At 43.4% G+C, this 18354-nt stretch carries 21 protein-coding genes; 6 read left to right on the forward strand and 15 right to left on the reverse strand.

All coding sequences use genetic code 11. The features are described 5' to 3' along the window. Positions 1-3: 3 nt before the first annotated feature. The 5 genes from rsxC to CYCME_RS12845 form a co-directional block, all read right to left on the reverse strand. Complete coding sequence (gene rsxC, locus CYCME_RS00810; RefSeq protein ID WP_020931843.1) at positions 4-1530, reverse strand: electron transport complex subunit RsxC; 1527 nt, start codon at positions 1528-1530, stop codon at positions 4-6. Then, entirely contained in the window at positions 1527-2072 is a 546-nt protein-coding gene (gene rsxB / locus CYCME_RS00815) for an electron transport complex subunit RsxB (protein WP_015004967.1), read from the reverse strand. Before rsxB ends, rsxC begins: the two co-directional genes overlap by 4 nt. Positions 2073-2075: 3 nt before the next feature. Then, the gene (gene rsxA, locus CYCME_RS00820; RefSeq protein WP_016390360.1) at positions 2076-2657 is read right to left on the reverse strand and encodes an electron transport complex subunit RsxA; all 582 of its coding nucleotides are present in this window, start codon (positions 2655-2657) and stop codon (positions 2076-2078) included. A 166-nt stretch (positions 2658-2823) separates the two neighbouring features. After that, positions 2824-4857, reverse strand: a complete 2034-nt coding sequence (gene metG / locus CYCME_RS00825; RefSeq protein ID WP_020931844.1) for a methionine--tRNA ligase — start codon at positions 4855-4857, stop codon at positions 2824-2826. 182 nt (positions 4858-5039) lie between these two features. Continuing rightward, the gene (locus CYCME_RS12845) at positions 5040-5216 is read right to left on the reverse strand and encodes a DUF3012 domain-containing protein (protein WP_020931845.1); all 177 of its coding nucleotides are present in this window, start codon (positions 5214-5216) and stop codon (positions 5040-5042) included. A 230-nt stretch (positions 5217-5446) separates the two neighbouring features. On the opposite strand from CYCME_RS12845, the gene apbC reads away from it, so the two are divergent. Both apbC and dcd read left to right on the forward strand, forming a co-directional pair. After that, positions 5447-6532: an iron-sulfur cluster carrier protein ApbC gene (apbC, locus tag CYCME_RS00830; protein WP_015004970.1), complete on the forward strand. Its 1086-nt coding sequence runs from the start codon at positions 5447-5449 to the stop codon at positions 6530-6532. Between the two features lie 11 nt (positions 6533-6543). Next, a complete protein-coding gene (gene dcd, locus CYCME_RS00835; protein WP_015004971.1) occupies positions 6544-7110 on the forward strand; it encodes a dCTP deaminase in 567 nt (188 codons plus the stop codon). Between the two features lie 15 nt (positions 7111-7125). Here the strand turns inward: dcd and CYCME_RS00840 are convergent, their stop codons facing one another. From CYCME_RS00840 to purM, 3 genes are read right to left on the reverse strand one after another with little or no spacing between them, the layout of a single operon-like run. After that, positions 7126-7860, reverse strand: a complete 735-nt coding sequence (locus CYCME_RS00840) for a DUF3108 domain-containing protein (RefSeq protein WP_020931846.1) — start codon at positions 7858-7860, stop codon at positions 7126-7128. A gap of 9 nt (positions 7861-7869) precedes the next feature. Next, positions 7870-8508 (reverse strand): phosphoribosylglycinamide formyltransferase, encoded by a 639-nt coding sequence (gene purN / locus CYCME_RS00845; RefSeq protein ID WP_015004973.1) that lies wholly within the window; start codon positions 8506-8508, stop codon positions 7870-7872. Between the two features lie 5 nt (positions 8509-8513). Next, positions 8514-9551 carry a phosphoribosylformylglycinamidine cyclo-ligase gene (gene purM / locus CYCME_RS00850; protein WP_015004974.1) on the reverse strand — a complete coding sequence of 346 codons (1038 nt, stop codon included), beginning with the start codon at positions 9549-9551 and terminating at the stop codon, positions 8514-8516. Between the two features lie 117 nt (positions 9552-9668). Here purM and CYCME_RS00855 point away from each other — a divergent pair, with 117 nt between their 5' ends. The 3 genes from CYCME_RS00855 to CYCME_RS00865 are packed head-to-tail and all read left to right on the forward strand — an operon-like array spanning position 9669 to position 12351. Then, entirely contained in the window at positions 9669-10745 is a 1077-nt protein-coding gene (locus tag CYCME_RS00855) for a DUF2066 domain-containing protein (protein WP_020931847.1), read from the forward strand. After that, a complete protein-coding gene (locus tag CYCME_RS00860; protein WP_020931848.1) occupies positions 10746-11300 on the forward strand; it encodes a CDP-alcohol phosphatidyltransferase family protein in 555 nt (184 codons plus the stop codon). Position 11301: 1 nt separating this feature from the next. Further along, positions 11302-12351 (forward strand): AI-2E family transporter, encoded by a 1050-nt coding sequence (locus CYCME_RS00865; protein WP_020931849.1) that lies wholly within the window; start codon positions 11302-11304, stop codon positions 12349-12351. A 44-nt stretch (positions 12352-12395) separates the two neighbouring features. Here CYCME_RS00865 and CYCME_RS00870 read toward each other — a convergent pair whose 3' ends face one another. From CYCME_RS00870 to arsC, 7 genes are all read right to left on the reverse strand, one after another. Next, positions 12396-12968 (reverse strand): superoxide dismutase, encoded by a 573-nt coding sequence (locus CYCME_RS00870; RefSeq protein ID WP_020931850.1) that lies wholly within the window; start codon positions 12966-12968, stop codon positions 12396-12398. A gap of 169 nt (positions 12969-13137) precedes the next feature. After that, positions 13138-13971: a mechanosensitive ion channel domain-containing protein gene (locus CYCME_RS00875; protein WP_016390369.1), complete on the reverse strand. Its 834-nt coding sequence runs from the start codon at positions 13969-13971 to the stop codon at positions 13138-13140. 23 nt (positions 13972-13994) lie between these two features. Beyond that, positions 13995-14741 (reverse strand): DUF4197 domain-containing protein, encoded by a 747-nt coding sequence (locus tag CYCME_RS00880; RefSeq protein WP_015004980.1) that lies wholly within the window; start codon positions 14739-14741, stop codon positions 13995-13997. A 72-nt stretch (positions 14742-14813) separates the two neighbouring features. After that, positions 14814-15500 (reverse strand): DnaA regulatory inactivator Hda, encoded by a 687-nt coding sequence (gene hda, locus CYCME_RS00885; protein WP_015004981.1) that lies wholly within the window; start codon positions 15498-15500, stop codon positions 14814-14816. Beyond that, positions 15500-15853 carry a DUF2069 domain-containing protein gene (locus tag CYCME_RS00890; RefSeq protein WP_015004982.1) on the reverse strand — a complete coding sequence of 118 codons (354 nt, stop codon included), beginning with the start codon at positions 15851-15853 and terminating at the stop codon, positions 15500-15502. Before CYCME_RS00890 ends, hda begins: the two co-directional genes overlap by 1 nt. Continuing rightward, on the reverse strand, positions 15837-16448 hold the full coding sequence (wrbA, locus tag CYCME_RS00895) for an NAD(P)H:quinone oxidoreductase (protein WP_020931851.1): 612 nt from the start codon (positions 16446-16448) through the stop codon (positions 15837-15839). Before wrbA ends, CYCME_RS00890 begins: the two co-directional genes overlap by 17 nt. Next, positions 16449-16796, reverse strand: coding sequence for an arsenate reductase (glutaredoxin) (arsC, locus tag CYCME_RS00900; RefSeq protein WP_020931852.1), 348 nt, complete (start codon positions 16794-16796; stop codon positions 16449-16451). A gap of 121 nt (positions 16797-16917) precedes the next feature. On the opposite strand from arsC, the gene hldE reads away from it, so the two are divergent. After that, on the forward strand, positions 16918-18351 hold the full coding sequence (gene hldE, locus CYCME_RS00905; protein WP_015004985.1) for a bifunctional D-glycero-beta-D-manno-heptose-7-phosphate kinase/D-glycero-beta-D-manno-heptose 1-phosphate adenylyltransferase HldE: 1434 nt from the start codon (positions 16918-16920) through the stop codon (positions 18349-18351). The last annotated feature ends 3 nt before the right edge of the window (positions 18352-18354 follow it).

The raw sequence follows: 18354 nt of genomic DNA on the forward strand, positions 1-18354 counted from the left end.
AGTTTAGCCCTCGTCTGGTGTTGGGTTTTTCTTGGCTTTTGAGCGACTAACAGCAGCATCAATTTCTTCCTTAGCAGGTTTGTTTTTTAACGCTGCTTTCTTTTTGCGAGAACGTTCTGCGCGTTCTGCTTTCTCACGAGCGATACGTTCTTCTCTTGCTTCAAAGCGTTCACGGGCCACATTGGATAAATGCTTTTCATGTTTTTGTACTTTTAAGGCACTTTTTGCATATCGAAAATGCTGTACCAATGGAATATGGCTTGGGCACGCGACATCGCAACAGCCGCACTCAATACAATCAAATAAATTTAGTTTTTCAGCCTTTTCTAGCTGCTCAGAACGGCTATACCAATACAGCTGTTGTGGGAGTAGCGAAACCGGGCATACGCTGGCGCATAAGCCGCAGCGAATACAGGGCATGGCTTGTTTTTCGGTGACTACTTCTTGTTTGCTGGCAACTAGAATACAGTTGGTTGCTTTGATAATGGGGATATCGTCGTTTAACAACGCAAAGCCCATCATTGGGCCGCCCATAATTAAGCGTTCGGCAAATTTTGTGTAGCCATCGCAAATATCAATGAGTGCTTTAATAGGCGTGCCTAATCTAACCTCAAGGTTATGAGGCTTATTAACCCCTTCTCCGGTGACGGTGATAATTCTTGATGTTAGCGGTTTGCCTTCAATAACCGCCTGTTGAACTGCGTAAACAGTACCAACATTAATAGATACAATGCCAATGTCCGCAGGAATTTTGCCGCTGGGAACTTCTTTACCCGTTAGGGTTTGAATCAGTTGTTTTTCGCCACCTGTTGGGTAGATAGTTGGAATTTGAACGGCGCTAATAATGCTGTTTTGGTGCTCGGCTATGGTGCGTTGAACGGTCTTAAACGTGTCGGGTACATTGTCTTCAATAGCAAGAATCGCACGCTTTGCGCCGGTCATATGTAGCAGAATTTCAATGCCTTCTACGATGCGATCGGAGCGCTCTTTTAATAGCCGATCATCGCAGGAGATATAAGGTTCACACTCGGCACCGTTTAAAATTAAAGTGTCGATTTGGATAGCTTTGCTTTGCGTGTTAAGTTTGATCGCGGTAGGAAATGCGGCGCCACCTAGGCCAACAATCCCAGCTTCACGAATCAGTTGAACCAGTTTCTCAGCCGATAACTGTTTGAAGTCAGCCTGAGGTGTTGGTGTTACTTCGGTATCGAGGCCATCAGTTTCTATTGTTATAGAGGGCGCAGAAAAACCAGAAGGGTGGGGGATTAGGTGGTCGGCAATGCTTACTACAGTGCCAGAGCTGCTGGCATGAATCGGTGCGCTGATCATGCCTTGCGCTTCGGCTATTTTTTGCCCACGTAGCACAGTGTCGCCAACGTTAACCAGCGGTTTTGCAGCATTACCAATGTGCTGGCCTAAAGGGTAAATTAAGTGCTTTGGTACAGGTGCTATTTCAATGGGTAAGTTGACCGACTCATTTTTATGGTCGGCAAGCGATGGTAGACCACCTTTAAATGACCATAGTTTCATGAGTTTTTCTCTTCAGAAGATTTAGGTTTTTCCCACTCCCAAAGGGACAAGGTTGTTGCCACAGGCTCCATTGTTATGCACTCAACAGGGCAAGGGGATACGCACAATTCACACCCCGTGCATTCTGCTTCGATAACGGTATGCATATGTTTGGGTGCACCTAGAATAGCGTCTACAGGGCAGGCTTGAATACAGAGTTTGCAACCAATACAGGTATTTTCATCAATAACCGCCACTAAGTTTGCTTTCTCAACGCCGTTTTCTTCGTTGAGTGGTTTGGGTTCAACCCCTAATAAGTCTGCAAGGGCGATAATGCCTGCTTCGCCACCGGGTGGGCATTGATTGATGTCAGCATCACCATTGGCAATAGCTTGTGCGTATGGTCGGCAGCCAGGGAAGTTACATTGACCGCATTGAGTCTGTGGTAAGACAGCATCAATTTTATCAACCAGTGGGTCACCTTCTACCTTAAAGCGAATAGCGGCATACCCAAGAAGGATACCAAGTGCGGCGAATAAAATAATGAGTATAAAAAAAGACATGAGTTAGAATTTAATCAAGCCTGAAAAGCCCATAAAGGCAACTGACATTAAGCCCGCAGTGATTAAAGCAATAGCATTACCTTTAAATGGCTCGGGCACGTCAGACACGGTAATGCGTTCTCGAATGGTGGAAAATAATACCAACACCAAAGAAAACCCTAAAGCGGCACCAAAGCCATATAAGCCAGATTCTATAAAATTATGCTCTTCTTGAACGCTTAATAAGGCGACACCTAAGACAGCGCAATTAGTGGTAATAAGCGGCAGATAAATACCTAAAACCTGATGCAGTAAGGGGCTTGTTTTATGGACGATAGCTTCGGTCATTTGCACAACGACAGCAATAACAACAATAAAAGTAATGGTCCGCAAATATTCTAAGCCTAAAGGAGCCAGTAAATAATGATTGGCTAAATAACTGCAAATGGACGCTAGGGTAAGTACAAATGTTGTCGCAAATCCCATGCCCATAGCAGTTTCCAGCTTGTTTGAAACACCCATAAAGGGGCACAAGCCGAGAAATTTCACCAACACAAAGTTGTTGACTAGTATGGTGCTGACTAAAATGAGTAGGTATTCAGACATAGGGTAAATAAAGGGTTTTGACTAGTATATAGCCATTAGTTCAAATCGTATGGTTGATTGTTAGCGCCTCATATAACCAGATAGAATGAAAATTGTATTTAATATTCAATTTAAGAATTATAGGGGCTTTTTATTAAATGCTCAACTTTTTGCACCATACTGGTTTTTATTTAATGCGCATTCCGGGTTTTGCTCCATTGTCTGGCGATAAGATCCATAATTCATCACCACCTGGACCTGCGGCTAGAACCATGCCTTCGGATACGCCAAAGCGCATTTTACGTGGTTTAAGATTAGCGACCATAACAGTGAGTCGGCCTTCAAGTTGCTCAGGCGTATAGGCAGATTTTAACCCTGCTAATACTTGCCGGCTTTCATCACCCAAACTTAGTGTTAAACGAAGTAATTTGTCAGCCTCTTCAACGTGCTCGGCTTTTTCAATAAGGGCAACGCGTAAATCAATATTAGCAAAATCGTCAAACTCGATAGTATTGGCTACCTTTTCAATTTTTTTAGTCGCTGGGCTTTTTGCGGCAGTAGGGGTTGAGAGTAAGTTTTCTTTCGATGCTTCAATTAAAGCGCTGAGCTTATCTGCGTCAACACGGGCCATCAAGGGTTTGAATTTATTGATGGTGTGAGCGGTTAGAGGCGATAACCCATCTGGCCAAGCAAACTCGCCGGCGTTGATAAATGTTTCAGCTTTAGCAACCATCGTTGGTACAACGGGTTTTAAGTAACTGGCAATAACATAAAATAAATTAATGCCGACACTGCAAATGTCGTGTAATTCAGCATCGCAATTGTCTTGCTTAGCAATGACCCATGGCTGTTTTTCGTCAATATACTGGTTGGCTTTATCGGCCAAGGCAGAAATGGCGCGCATGGCTTTGCCGTATTCGCGTGACTCGTACAGTTCAGCAATAGTGTGGTTTTCCTCAACAAATGATTGAAATAGCTCAGGCTCGGAGCACGTAGCGGATAATTCATTATTAAACCGTTTTTTAATAAAGCCACTGCAACGGCTCGCAATGTTTACCACTTTATTTACAAGGTCAGTGTTGACGCGCTGGCTAAAGTCTTCGAAGTTAAGGTCGATATCTTCAACCCGGTTGCTCAATTTTGCTGCAAAGTAATAGCGTAAATACTCAGGGTTTAAGTGCTCTAAATAAGTGCGAGCTTTGATAAAGGTGCCGCGAGACTTTGACATTTTTTCACCATTAACGGTTAAAAAGCCGTGAGAAAATATTGCGGTTGGGGTTCTAAACCCAGCACCTGTTAACATGGCTGGCCAAAATAAGGCATGAAAGTAGACAATGTCTTTGCCGATAAAGTGATAAAGCTCGGTGTTACTGTCTTTACCCCAGTACTCGTCAAAAGCAAGCCCATTTTGGTCGCATAAATTCTTAAAGCTGCCCATGTAGCCAACCGGCGCATCAAGCCAAACATAAAAGAATTTGCCTGGTGCGTTAGGGATTTCAAAACCGAAGTAAGGCGCATCCCGAGAGATATCCCAGTCTTGCAAGCCCACTTCAAACCATTCGTTTAGTTTGTTAGATACTTGTTCTTGTAGATGACCAGATTGAGTCCAGTCTTTTAACATGGTTTCAAATTCGCCCAGTTTAAAGAAAAAATGCTCTGACTCTTTATCAATGGGCCTTTCACCTGAAACAGCTGAAACAGGGTTAATTAAATCGGTAGGGGAATACGTTGCACTGCAGACTTCACAGTTATCACCGTACTGATCGGCGGCACCACATTTTGGGCATTCGCCTTTGATAAAACGATCAGGAAGAAACATTTCCTTAACCGGGTCATAAGCTTGGGTGATGGTTTTGCTGTGAATATGCTGCTTTTCATGTAAGCGGTTGTAGATCAGTTCGGCAAAGTCACGTGTTTCGTCTGAATGGGTTGTATAAAAATTATCGAAACCAATATTAAAGTCTTGGAAATCGGCGTTGTGCTGAGTCCATGTGTCTGCAATTAATTGCTCAGGTGTTATGCCTTCTTGTTGTGCCCTTAACATAATGGGTGTGCCGTGTGCATCATCGGCGCAAACATAATGACAGGTATGTCCTCGCTGTTTTTGAAAACGCACCCAGATATCAGTTTGGATATATTCAACTAAATGGCCAATATGAATAGGGCCGTTAGCGTAAGGTAAAGCACTGGTAACAAGAATTTTTCTTATTTCGTTTGACATAAATAAAGGTGATAGTGTTGAGCAAGTAAGCCTAACAATAAATGGTGTTGTATAGGCGTTGGTTTATTTGGCTGTATTGTCCCATAAAATAAGCACAATGCCTTCGGCATTGTGCTTATTCTTTACACGGTATGTTTTAAGTTTATGAAAAAAGTTGTCCGGTTTGTGAATTTAAAATGACGTTATTTAAAAACGCAGTTTTTTGCAAAATCAGATGTTTGGTTAGCGGTCCAATCAGCTTTAGATTTTTCTTTCATGTCTGTGCACCAAGCGTCACTTCCAACTTCTGGCGTACATGCTGTAAGGGTGAATAATGTGATGACAAGGGCGCTAAGGGCGCTTTTTTTAATGATGCTCATGGGTGTCCTTAAAAGTGTTGATGTTAGACGTGTTGTGAAAACGAGATACGGAGATGCTACTAAAATTAGTCGTGTAGGTGTTAATAATTTTATCAACCCTTGTCGATGATGTGAGGCTGGCTTATAAATGGTTGCTTGGTTTGCGCTTTTAGTCGGTGCCTAAAATTCGCAAAAGTTGCGAATAAACGTATAGAATAGAGTGTTTTATTGCAGGGCTATTTGGAGCACAAATGAGTGAATTGTCAGTAACAGGTATAGAGCAGCACCTAAAAGAATTTATTGACCCGTTAACGGGTAACAGTATCGTGTCTAATAAGGCGTTGAAAAACTTAACACTGGTCAATGGTGAGCTTCGAGTTGAGCTCATATTGGGGTACCCAGCTGCGGGCGTTAAAGAGCAGTTAGAGGCTGAGGTTACGGCGCATCTTCAGCAGCTCGATGGCATTAACAGTGTTGAGGTAACGATTAGCTGGATCATCAAACCACACGCTGTTCAAAAGGGCGTTAAATTAATGAATGGTGTAAAGAATATGGTGGCTGTGGCTTCTGGAAAAGGAGGGGTCGGCAAATCAACAACATCGGTTAATTTAGCGTTGGCGCTTGTTGCAGAAGGTGCACGTGTCGGCATTCTTGATGCGGATATTTATGGCCCAAGTCAACCGACCATGTTAGGTATTAGTGGTCGCCCTAGTTCGCCAGATGGCCGAACCATACAGCCAATGGAAAGCCATGGTCTGCAAGTGATGTCAGTTGGTTTTTTAGTTGACGAAGATACACCGATGATTTTGCGTGGGCCGATGGTTACGCAAGCCTTAGGTCAATTGTTAAATGATACAAATTGGGATGATCTTGACTATTTAATTATTGATATGCCACCGGGAACCGGCGATATCCATTTAACCTTGGCACAAACTGTTCCTGTAACAGGTTCTGTCGTGGTGACAACACCGCAAGATATCGCCTTGATTGATGCTAAGAAAGGCCTAAAAATGTTTGAAAAAGTGGATATTCCAGTGCTCGGAATCATTGAAAATATGAGTCTGCATATCTGTTCAAACTGCCAACACGAAGAAGCAATTTTCGGGCAAGGCGGTGGCGAGGCGATGGCGCAACAATATGGTGTTGAATTTTTGGGAGCGCTGCCGTTGGATATCTCTATTCGAACCAGCACAGATACTGGAACCCCCACCGTTGCGTTAGACCCGGACAGCCAAATTTCTGTGATTTATAGAAAAATGGCTAGGAAACTGGCCGCATCATTGTCAGTAAAAGCAAAAGACTTTAGTGGCAAAATTCCAAACATTGTTATTAATTAATTAGGTTCGCTATGGGTATTAAATCAGACAGCTGGATTCGCCGTATGGCGAATGAAAAAGGGATGATCGAGCCTTTTGAGTCGCATCAGGTGAGACACTCAGATGAGGGGCGAGTTATTTCTTATGGTACATCGAGTTATGGTTACGATATTCGATGTTCTGATGAGTTTAAAATTTTCACGAATATTAATTCGGCAGTGGTTGACCCTAAAAATTTCGATGAAAATAGCTTTGTTGATATTAAGTCGGATGTTTGCATTATTCCACCTAATTCATTTGCCTTGGCAAGAACGGTTGAATACCTAAGGATTCCACGGGATGTATTGACAATTTGCTTGGGTAAATCAACATATGCGCGTTGCGGCATTATCGTTAATGTCACCCCATTGGAGCCAGAATGGGAAGGGCATGTCACTTTGGAATTTTCGAATACCACACCTTTGCCAGCCAAAATTTATGCTAATGAAGGCGTCGCGCAAATATTGTTTTTAGGTGCCGACGAAATATGTGAAACATCATATGGCGATCGCGGTGGTAAGTATCAAGGACAAACTGGCGTCACATTACCTAAAGCTTAACGAGGCGTTGTGTTGCTAATTGTCAAAATGGGCACTTAGCAGGCGCATTTCAAAAGTCCCATAGGTTTTTTTACGCTGTAAAAGAATGGGGAGGTTATGTAATTCCTTTGCGCACCAATAATAGGTAATCAAGGGTTTATCGTCTTTTTTACGCGCAAGTTTAATGGTCTGGTATTGTTTTCCGGCTACTTTAATTTGCTCGTCGCCTAGTTGAGTAAAGGAATAGGTTTTTAATTTTCCACCATCGGCAACTTGGTAGCTCAACGACTTTTCGGCCGGGTTTTTTAAGTCCTGCATTAGGGCTAATTGTAAAAGCGCTTTATCTAAGACGCCGTTGCTTAGCGTTAGCCTCCAATCGTGCCCTTTTGACGAATTTGTAAGTGTTTTTGTCTGCCAATCAAAGTGCAATTTTATGTTTTTCTTGTCATCGCCAAGAGTTTGTTGGTATTCGTAGGATAAAGGCCTTACTTGCTTTTCAGTGAGCTCAAATCGACTGCTTTCAAGTACGATATCGTCACGTACGAAGGCAAGCAAGCCGCTTGTTTCAGTGGATGAGAGAAGCTGATATTGGCCATTGGCTAACATTTTAACGTTTAATGAAACGTGGCCAATTTCAATATTATTATGGCTTAGTTTGTACTCGGCTTTAAAGGTGGGAAGGGTTTGGTCAGCTGCAAAAATATGAGTAGATAATAGACTAAAAAAAACGACGACAATGAATAGGCTGGTTTTTTTTAGTAATATATTCATCTGCTTACATTACATGTAATCCATGACGACTGGGCCGCTCATTTTTTTTCCATCCATATAGACTTCGTTGCCTTTTAGTTCAATTCGCCCCTCGGCAAGCCAGCTAATGGCGGTTGGGTAAATAAGATGTTCCTTCGTTTTAATTCGAAGCTCAAGGCTCTCGGGGCTGTCGTTGGGAAGAACCGGTAAGCGTGCTTGCAAAACCACAGGGCCGCCATCGAGCTCAGTATTAACAAAGTGTACGCTGCTACCGTGAAGTGGCTCGCCATCGTCCATAACCCGTTGGTGTGTGTGCATGCCTTTGTACTTTGGCAGCAAAGAGGGGTGAATATTGATGAGTCTGCCGTAATAATGGTTCACAAAGTCATCGCTAAGAATGCGCATGAACCCAGCTAAAACCACTAAATCAGGTTTGTATTCATCAATTTGTTGCTGCAAGTCTTGATCGAAGGCTTCACGTGATGAATAAGTGGTGTGATCTAAAACATGGGTTGGAATATTGGCTTCTTTGGCACGGTTAAGTCCCATAACCCCGGGCTTGTTACTGATAACCGCCGAAATAGTGGCGGGTAGGCCAGTATCTATAATCGATTGGAGCGTTGTGCCAGAGCCCGATAGTAAAACGACAATACGATAGTCGGAGTTCATTATGATTAAAGGTAGTTAACCTTGGGTTCGCCCTCGGCTTGGGCAATATCGCCGATGATGAATGCAGACTCTCCGCTTGATTCAAGTTGAGCGAGAACAGCGTCTACATGGTCTTTTGCGACGCAAAGGACCATGCCGATGCCGCAATTAAAAGTTTTAAGCATTTCCTCATCGCTAATATTACCTTCTTCTTGAAGCCAATCGAACAACGCGAGCGTTGGCCAGCTACCTAGTTTTACATTGGCTACTGTATTGTCAGGTAAGACGCGGGGCAAGTTCTCGGTGATGCCGCCACCGGTAATATGAGCGATGGCATGAATGGGTTGTTTGCTGATTAAATCAAGTAGGGTCTTAACGTAAATACGCGTTGGTTCGAGTAAAACATCGGTAAGAGGTTTGTTGTCCAATGTTTGATTTAGGTCGTCTTGTAGTTCGATTACTTTGCGAATTAATGAGTAGCCATTTGAATGTGCGCCTGATGAGGCAAGGCCAATTAATATATCGCCAACGGCAACTTCGGCGCCATCAATGATGTTGTCTTTTTCAGCAATACCAACACTAAAGCCTGCTAAGTCGTAATCTTCGCCATGATACATTCCGGGCATTTCGGCGGTTTCACCGCCAACCAGTGCGGCACCGGCCAATTCACAACCCTTTCCAATGCCTGCAATTACGTCACTGGCCACGTCTACATTGAGTTTGCCTGTTGCGTAATAGTCGAGAAAGAATAAAGGTTCAGCGCCGGTTACGATGATGTCATTGACGCACATGGCAACAAGGTCTATGCCGATCGTGTCATGCTTGTTCAGCATCATAGCCAATTTAAGTTTTGTTCCAACACCATCGGTGCCGGAGACAAGCACGGGCTTTTTATAACGATCGAGTGGTAGCTCAAATAAAGAGCCAAAGCCGCCCAGCCCTGACAGGACGCCTGCGCGCTGGGTTCGCTTAGCAATAGGCTTTATTCGTTCGACGAGTTGTGTGCCGGCATCAATATCAACACCTGCGTCTTTATAGCTTAGGCTATTCTTTGAATCGTTCAAAATAAACTGTATTCGGTTATAAAAAGTTAGATTATATCAGTTGAGTTAATTGTTGGCAGTAATAGGGCTAACTATATTATGCTATAGCTTATTATTAATTAAGGTTGTGTGGGCGTAATGATGCGTTTTTTAGTGAGTATTTTATTGTTACTGTTATCTGTGCCGGCATATGCGGTGCAGCTAGAGGGCCTATACACGGCGCAAGTAGAAGTTGATGACCAGTCTCAGTCTGTGCGTAATCAGGCCATTAAAAAGGCGCTTCATACAGTAGTACGTAAAGTCTCTGGCCGTCGTAGTACATTGAATAATTCGCCGCTACTGGAAGCCTTATCGAATGTTGGCTCCTATGTAGAGCAGTTCCAGTATAAAAAAAGAGATCAAGATAACGGATATTGGTTGATCGTTAGGTTTCAAAAAACTGCATTAGATCGAACTTTGCAACAGTTTGATGTGCCTGTTTGGGGCGCTAATAGGCCGGATGTGTTGTTATGGTTAGCAGTGGATGATGGTAATGATCGTTATATACTCAATAGCAGCACAGGCAAAGAATTGGCTGATGCGCTGAAACAAGAGTCGTTAGATGCTGGCTTAGCAGTGACCCTACCTTTGTTAGATTTGGCAGATCAAAGAGCCGTTAGTTTTAACGATATACGGGCAGGTTTTTCAGAGCAGATAGCGCTCGCTTCTCAACGTTATAGTACAAATCAGGTAATCTTTGCTCGGTTGTTAAAAACCAACGGGATATGGCAGCTTAACTGGACCTGGCTAAGTGAAGGTCGGCAATACGATGGGGTGGAAAAATCCTCCGGTGTTAGTACTGTTTTTCAGCCGGTATTTATTGAAATGACAGAAAAGCTAGCAGATATTTATGCCCCGATGGGTATTGTCAGCTTGGAAAAAAAGCTGACAATTGAGCTGATTGGAGTTGATGACCTGCTGGCATTTACTCGCGCTACAGGCTATTTATCATCCCTTGATATGGTAAAAAAATTAAACTGGGAGCAATTACAGGGGAATAAGGTGGTGCTGAACCTAGTTATCACAGGTGATGAGTCGGTATTGATACAGACCATTGCATTGAACGATGTTTTGTCACCGGGTAGTTCTCAAAGAATAGTTGCCCCGGTTAGTGTCGATATCAATAGCTTGCCTGCTCAACCATTGGAAAAAGTTCTTTACTACCGAGTCAACTAAATGAATAGGCGCGATATTCCTAACCTGATCAGTGTCATTAGGATTGTATTAGTTTTACCAATCATCTATTTGTTATGGAACAAGCAGTATCAGATGACCTTGGCGCTTTTTATTATTGCTGGGTTGTCAGATGCATTAGATGGTTTTTTAGCCAAGCGATATGACTGGACGAGCCAGTTGGGGTCTTTTCTAGACCCATTAGCTGATAAGTTGCTATTAGTGTCTTGCTTTTTAGTGTGCGTCTTAACAGGCTTAATGCCTGCTTGGCTATTTATTGTGATTTTGTTGCGTGACGTCATTGTGTCTTTTGGCGCTCTAGCGTATCACTTGATGATTGAGACGTTTCAAGGCACGCCACCATTTTCTAGTAAGTTAAATACGACATTTCAGATCGTTTATTTGGTGTTGTTAATAGCCAGCCAAGGCATCGTGCCTATACCGCACAGTTGGATTGAGTTTGCGCTTTATTCGGTTGCTGCAACTACTGTCATTAGTGGTTTAGAGTATGTTTGGAGCTGGGGGTTTAAAGCATGGGAAGCGAAGGTTCGGGAGTAGTATGAAAAACGATAACACTAAGTACTATTTAGTTGCCATTGCCTTTATTGGTCTGGCTTACGTGTTATTGCCCATTTTAATGCCATTTGTTTGTGCGGCATTATTAGCCTACTTAGGTGACCCACTGGCAACGTGGCTGGAAAAACATAAGTGGCAGCGATCATGGGCGGTCAGCTTGGTGTTTGTTGTAATCTTTACTCTTTTGGCAGGCGTGACCATTGTGCTTGTGCCGCTGATAGAACAACAGTTTGCTAGTTTGGTTGAAAAAGTACCGGCTATTATCAGTTGGGTAAAAGAAACGGTGCTGCCGTGGCTGCAAGTTCGTTTAAATCACTATGGCTCCGTGAATGTAGATGAAATTCAACAGACTCTGCAAGACAATATTGGCAGTGCAGGTAGTGTCGTGGCAAGCATCTTGAGCTCTGTCAGCTCGTCTGGAATGGCTTTCTTGTCGGCGCTGACTAATCTGCTGTTGATTCCACTCGTCACGTTTTACTTTTTACGCGATTGGAATGCGATATTAGAACGCATTCAACATTCGTTTCCACGTCGGCTAGAAGATAAGTTAACGGGTATTGCGCACGAAGTTGATGCTGTTCTTGGCGCTTTTTTCAAGGGACAACTTTTAGTAATGGCTAGCCAGTCAGTTATTTACTATATTGGATTAAGTCTAGTGGGGCTGGAGTTTTCCTTGTTAATCAGCTTAATTATCGGGCTGGTCAGTTTTGTGCCTTATCTAGGTTTGATTGTGGGGCTTGTATTGGCCTGCGCTACGTCTGTTTTTCAGTTGCATGATGTCAGTGGTGTTTTGCCAATCTTCGTAGTGTTTGCAGTAGCACAAGTTTTAGAAAGCTTCGTGTTAACCCCTGTGTTGGTCGGCGATAAGATCGGTTTGCATCCGGTAACGGTTATATTTTCGGTGATGGTTGGTGGTCAGTTTTTTGGAGTGACCGGGGTCTTATTGGCTTTGCCGGTGGCGGCGGTTTTATTTGTACTATTGAGACACGTCAATGATCAATATAAAAGCAGTGAGTTATACAAGCAAACATAAAAAAAGGCACCGATTCGGTGCCTTTTTATAATTATGTCTCGTGACTATAGGTTTTGTGCAACAAAATCCCAGTTCACTAATGCCCAAAATTTATCCATGTAGGCAGGGCGAGCGTTACGACAGTCGATGTAGTAAGCGTGCTCCCATACGTCACAAGTTAATAATGGTGTTTGGCCAGCGGTTAACGGTGTGCCCGCATTGCTGGTTTGGACGATTTCAAGTTTGCCATCAGCATTTTTAACCAACCAGCACCAGCCAGCGCCAAATAAATTAACAGACTTGTCTGTAAACTCTGCTTTAAATGCGTCAACAGAACCGTATGCTTCATTGATGGCAGCCAATAAATCACCTGTTGGCTCAGTGCTGTTTGGCGTTAAACAGTTCCAATAAAATGTGTGGTTCCAGATTTGTGCTGCATTATTAAAAATAGGGCCAGAAGAGTTTTTGACAATCTCTTCAAGACTTGTGTTCTCAAACTCTGTTCCAGGGATTAAACCATTTAATTTAGTAACATAGGTTGCGTGATGTTTGCCGTGGTGAAACTCTAGTGTTTCTTGGGAGATATGAGGTTCCAATGCGTCAATTGCATAAGGAAGAGCGGGTAATTCATGTGCCATGATAATTGCCTTTGTAGTTAAGTGATGCGCTAAGCGCGTTAAAAAGTACGTACATCACAATAGTAAAGTTTATGATATAAATCAATATTAAATGAGACTTACCGTTATTTTTTTGCAAAAAGCAAAAGGGCTGGTAAACCAGCCCTTTTGGTAAGCGTTTTAAATGACGTTACTTGTCGTCGCTTGTATTGTGTACGTGGATGTCTTGTTGTGGGTAAGGAATGCTAATGCCTTCGCTATCAAAGCGTAATTTGATGCTTTCGAGTAAGTCGAAATGCACACCCCAATAATCAGCAGAGTTGACCCAAGGGCGTACGGCGAAGTTTACGCTGCTATCGCCTAATTCGAGTAGGCCAATGGTTGGAGCGGGGTCTTTTAAGATGCGTGTTTCATTTTGCATGAGTTCGTCTAATACGGATTTTGCTTTCTTAATATCATCATCATAACCAATGCCAATAACTAAATCTAAACGTCGTGTTGGCTTGGTTGAGTAGTTAACAATATTTCCGCCCATTAAACTGCCGTTAGGAATGATAATGGTTTTATTATCGCCAGTACGCATCACGGTATTGAAGATATGAACCTCTTCGATGATACCTGAAGCGCCAGCACCTTCAATAAAATCGCCTTTTTTGAAGGGACGAAAAATAATCATTAATACGCCAGCGGCAAAGTTTGCTAATGAGCCTTGAAGGGCTAAACCAATCGCTAGACCAGCAGCACCAATGATGGCAATAAATGAAGTGGTTTGTATGCCCAGTTGCCCCAGTGAGGCAATGATGACGAAAGCCAGTAGAGCGGTATAAATAATGTTAGTAGTGAATGAAATAAGGATCGGGTCTGAGCCGCCTTTTTTCATTGCTTTAATGACGCCGGACTTAATCGACTTAGCAATCATCTTACCAATAATAAATATTGCGAGTGCAGCGATGATTTTAAGCCCGTATACGGTGAGTAGCTCTTGAACTTGAAGAAGGGTTTCTTCGGATAATACGTTTTCCATTTTATACCTCGGTTAGTTTTTGGTTAGGGGGTGAAGACTTTTTTTAGTAAATCGGTTGTTCGGGCTGCAGGGTTTTCACGGATGAGCTTTTCTTGCTCGGCAATTCGTAAAAACATAGCGTCAACCGCTTTTTGTGCAACAAACGTGTCAAGATCCGGTGTTTGTGAGGAAACTAATTGGCCGATCGAGCCTGAGTTAGCGATAAGTTGCTTGTAACTGGCGGTAACACCAGCACTATCTGTTGACTGTTTAACAATGGGTAGGAACTTGTTAAGTAATTGCTCGGAGCTGTGTTGTTTGAAATAGTCAGTTGCAGCGGTATCTGATCCATTGAGAATCTGTGCCGCATCATCAATACTCATGTTTTGAATGGTGTTTGCAAAAATAGTAGCCGCTTCAGGGGCTGCTTGTTCGGCGGCCTTGTTGAGCGTGGCTTGGAAGCTGTCTACTAAACGACCTTGGCCAAGCATTTCCAGTGAAGAGGCAATGGGTTGTAAGCTGCTTGGAATGGGGACCTTTACATCCTCATGGTTCAAGAAACCACCTTCTTGGCTTAAATTGTTAACAGCAACGGTCGTGCCTTTTTTAAGGGCTTCTTTTAGTCCTGCAATAACATCAGTCTGACTTAAATTTGCGGGAAGTTGGCTGGATGTTGGAATGCTGAGCTTGCTGGTATCGATGTCTTTAATAAAATCAAAAAGCCCTGCGTTGACAAGAGGTGTTGTTAATAAAGCGATGATAAACGTCGTTTGTTTTAGCCAATTGTTCATGGAAACGTCTCCTTGTTTTTAAAAACGATATCATATTTCCCCGAACTGAACACAGCCTTAATCAATAATGGCTTATATCGATTTTGATAACGTGGACTTTAAAAAAGGAATGGTCAGCTTTCGCTGGGCTGCTAGGCTTGCTTTGTCTAATGTGTTAAGCAAGTTCCAGAGCGTATGCAGATTTCTAGGAAAGTGCGTCATTAAATAGTTAGCGGTTTCACGGTTAAGTTCTAAGCCGAGTTTTTGAGCACGTGCTTGTAAGGCTTGTAGGGTGCTTTCGTCGCTAAGAGGGGCCAAGTTAAGTGGAAGGCCGCTATTTAATCGGCTTTGCAAATCGTTAAGGCTGATCTGAAGATGTTGTGGCGATACCGTGGCGCTTACAATTAAACGCCCAGTTTGCTGTTTAATTTGATTAAACAGGTTAAATAAGGCCTCTTCCCAATCAGCCTTTTCACATAGGATGTCGATATCATCTATACAAATTAGGTCGAGGTTCGCCAAGCCCTCCAGTATTTTTGCCGAGGTGCCCAGTAGCTCTTTTGCTGGCAAATAGCTGGCTGTGCCACCTAGTTGGCTTTGGCGTTGGCAAGCCGATTGTAATAAATGAGACTTACCGGTTCCTATGTCGCCCCAAAGAAAAATAAACGGTTCATCGGCATCTTTTAGGGACTTAATGACCAGTTGATTTTCAGTGGCAATAAAGCTCTCAAAGTTAAACGCTTCTTTTAACTTGAAAGGCAGAGGCAGTTGGGGGTGCATTAATGTTTGCTAATGTGACGAATATATAGAGAGGCGCTAAAAAATACCGTTAAGCTGATGACAATTTCAAGAAGGCCAAGCAGTCGAGTAGTTGAGCTTGCAAACGCTTCGGTTGTGCCATGTATAAAGTACAGCAGGCTTAAGTAAGCCGCCCAGTTAACGGGCTTTTCTTTACCATGTAGAACTCCCCTTAATGGTAATAATAATGGGATAACACAGGTGATAAGCACCAAGGCTACTGGGAAAGTTTGCGGTGGCGCGAGTAGGGTGATCCAAGCGGTTATGAAGCCAATTAAGCAAAGGTAGCTGAGTAGTTGCAACCAGTACGCTGCTTTTTTACCGGGTAATGTCATTATGAATTAAGTTTTTTGCGAGTAGGGCGATTCTTTTGCCAAGAGCAAGGCATAAGTCAGATTCGTGTTGATCTAGTTTTCGCGAGTTATCAGGGCCTGCTAGATGACTGGCGCCGTATGGTGTGCCACCAGATTGTGTTTCTAACAATGATGGTTCAGAGTACGGTAGCCCGGCCAGCAGCATGCCGTGGTGAAGCAACGGTAGCATCATTGATGTGAGCGTTGTTTCCTGCCCCCCGTGAAGACTACTGGTTGAGGTAAAAACGGCAGCAGGCTTGCCAATCAGCGCGCCAGATAGCCAAAGGTTGCTTGTGCCATCAAGAAAGTATTTTAAGGGTGCAGCCATATTGCCAAATCGAGTCGGGCTACCCAAGATGAGCCCGTGGCAGTTTTTAAGGTCGTCTAAGCTGGCGTATAAAGCACCGTCAGCTGGAATATTGTCTTCAGTTGCTTCACAAACGCTAGAAATGGCTGGCACGGTACGAATTTTAGCTTGTACGCCTTCTATGCTTTCCACGCCCCGAGCAATCACACTGGCCATGTTAGCTGTTGCGCCATGGCGACTATAAAATAGAACCAGGACCTCGGTGTTCATTTATAAAATTTCCAGAACGGTTTCAGGTGGGCGGCCAATTGCTGCTTTGCCATTCGCTAAGGCGATAGGCCGTTCAATTAAAATAGGGTTCTCCAGCATTGCTGTGATTAACTGTTCATCGCTAAGGCTGTTGTCCTTTAGGTTTTGTTTTTTATAAATGGCTTCGCCTTTGCGCATTAAGTCGCGTGGCTCCATATTGAGCATGCTTAATATGGATTCTAGTTCGGCTCGGCTAGGTGCTTTCTTCAGGTACTCGATAACGTCTGGTTGAACGCCTTTTTCTTCAAGTAGTTGGAGTGTTTGGCGAGATTTGCTGCAACGTGGGTTATGATAAATTTTAATGCTCAACAGAGTATCCTCATGCGTGTTTTCTTGAATTATAAATTATCTGTTAATTTAGGGCAGGCTTTTTCTGCTTTGTGTGCTGCGTGATATGATGGGCGGTAGATTATTAAATAAGAATTCGAAGATGAAATTACCTGATTTTAGCCAAGCGTCAGTACTGGTTGTTGGAGACTTGATGCTGGATAGAAACTGGCAAGGCGATACCTCGCGTATTTCTCCAGAAGCGCCAGTGCCTGTTGTGCACGTTAAAAATGTAGAAGATCGCCCAGGCGGTGCCGGAAACGTTGCGTTAAATATTGCGGGTTTGGATGCGGCAGTGTCAGTTCTTGGTTATACCGGTGATGATGACGCAGCAAGATCGTTAAAAAGTCAGCTAGAAGAAGCAAAAGTAGTGTGTCAGTTTATGACACTGGCTAATCAGCCAACGATTACCAAATTACGCATTTTAAGTCGTCATCAGCAATTGATTCGTTTGGACTTTGAAGACAGTTTTCATGATTTGCCGGCAGAGGCCTTACTAGAACACTATACAGCGGTACTTGCCTCGCATGATGTGGTGATTTTGTCAGATTATGGCAAAGGAACGCTGGCGTCTGTAACACAACTTATTGCTGCGGCAAAAGCAGCAGGTAAAAAAGTATTAATAGACCCGAAAGGAACAGACTTTAGCAAATACCGAGGGGCCACGTTAATTACCCCAAATTGGAGTGAGTTTCAAGCCGTGGTAGGTGAATGTGAGAGTGATGAGGATGTCGTCATTCGTGGCGCTGCCTTGCTTAATGAGCTAGAGCTGGAGGCGTTATTGGTTACCCGTGGTGACAAAGGCATGACCTTATTGCAGCCGCAACAGCCGCCGATTCATTTACCAACGCAGGCGCAAGAAGTGTTTGATGTGACGGGCGCAGGTGATACGGTTATTTCAACATTAGCAGCATGCTTGGCCGCGGGCTCAAGTTTTTCAGAAGCCACCGTATTGGCTAATCAAGCAGCCGGCTTAGTGGTGGCTAAATTAGGCACGGCATCGATTACTCAGCAAGAGTTGCAGGCGACTTTGCACACCTTAGAAGACATGCCTCGCGGCTATGTTAGTGCAGATGAGTTGTCAGAAGCGATTTCAACAGCGCGCTTGAATGGGGAAAAAATTGTACTAACAAACGGTTGCTTTGATATTTTACACCCAGGACATGTGCGGTATTTGCAGCAAGCAAAGGCGTTGGGTGATCGGTTAATTATTTTAGTGAATGATGATGCCTCGGTGTCTCGCTTAAAGGGCCCTGAGCGGCCGATTAATAATTTAGCAACACGTGCAGAAATGTTGTCCGCATTAGCGTGTGTAGATTGGGTTTGCGCTTTTTCAGAAGATTCACCACGCGAGCATATTTGTCGCATTTTGCCTGATGTGTTGGTGAAAGGTGGCGACTATCAACGAATTGAAGATATTGAAGGACATGATTGTGTTGCCAAGGCAGGTGGTTCTACCTATGTGTTGGATTATGTGGATGGTTGTTCAACGACCAATTTGATAAAAAATATACGCGATACAAGCGATAAAAGGTAAACG

It is taken from the genome of Cycloclasticus zancles 78-ME, from assembly GCF_000442595.1.
Taxonomy (GTDB): Bacteria; Pseudomonadota; Gammaproteobacteria; order Methylococcales; family Cycloclasticaceae; genus Cycloclasticus; species Cycloclasticus pugetii.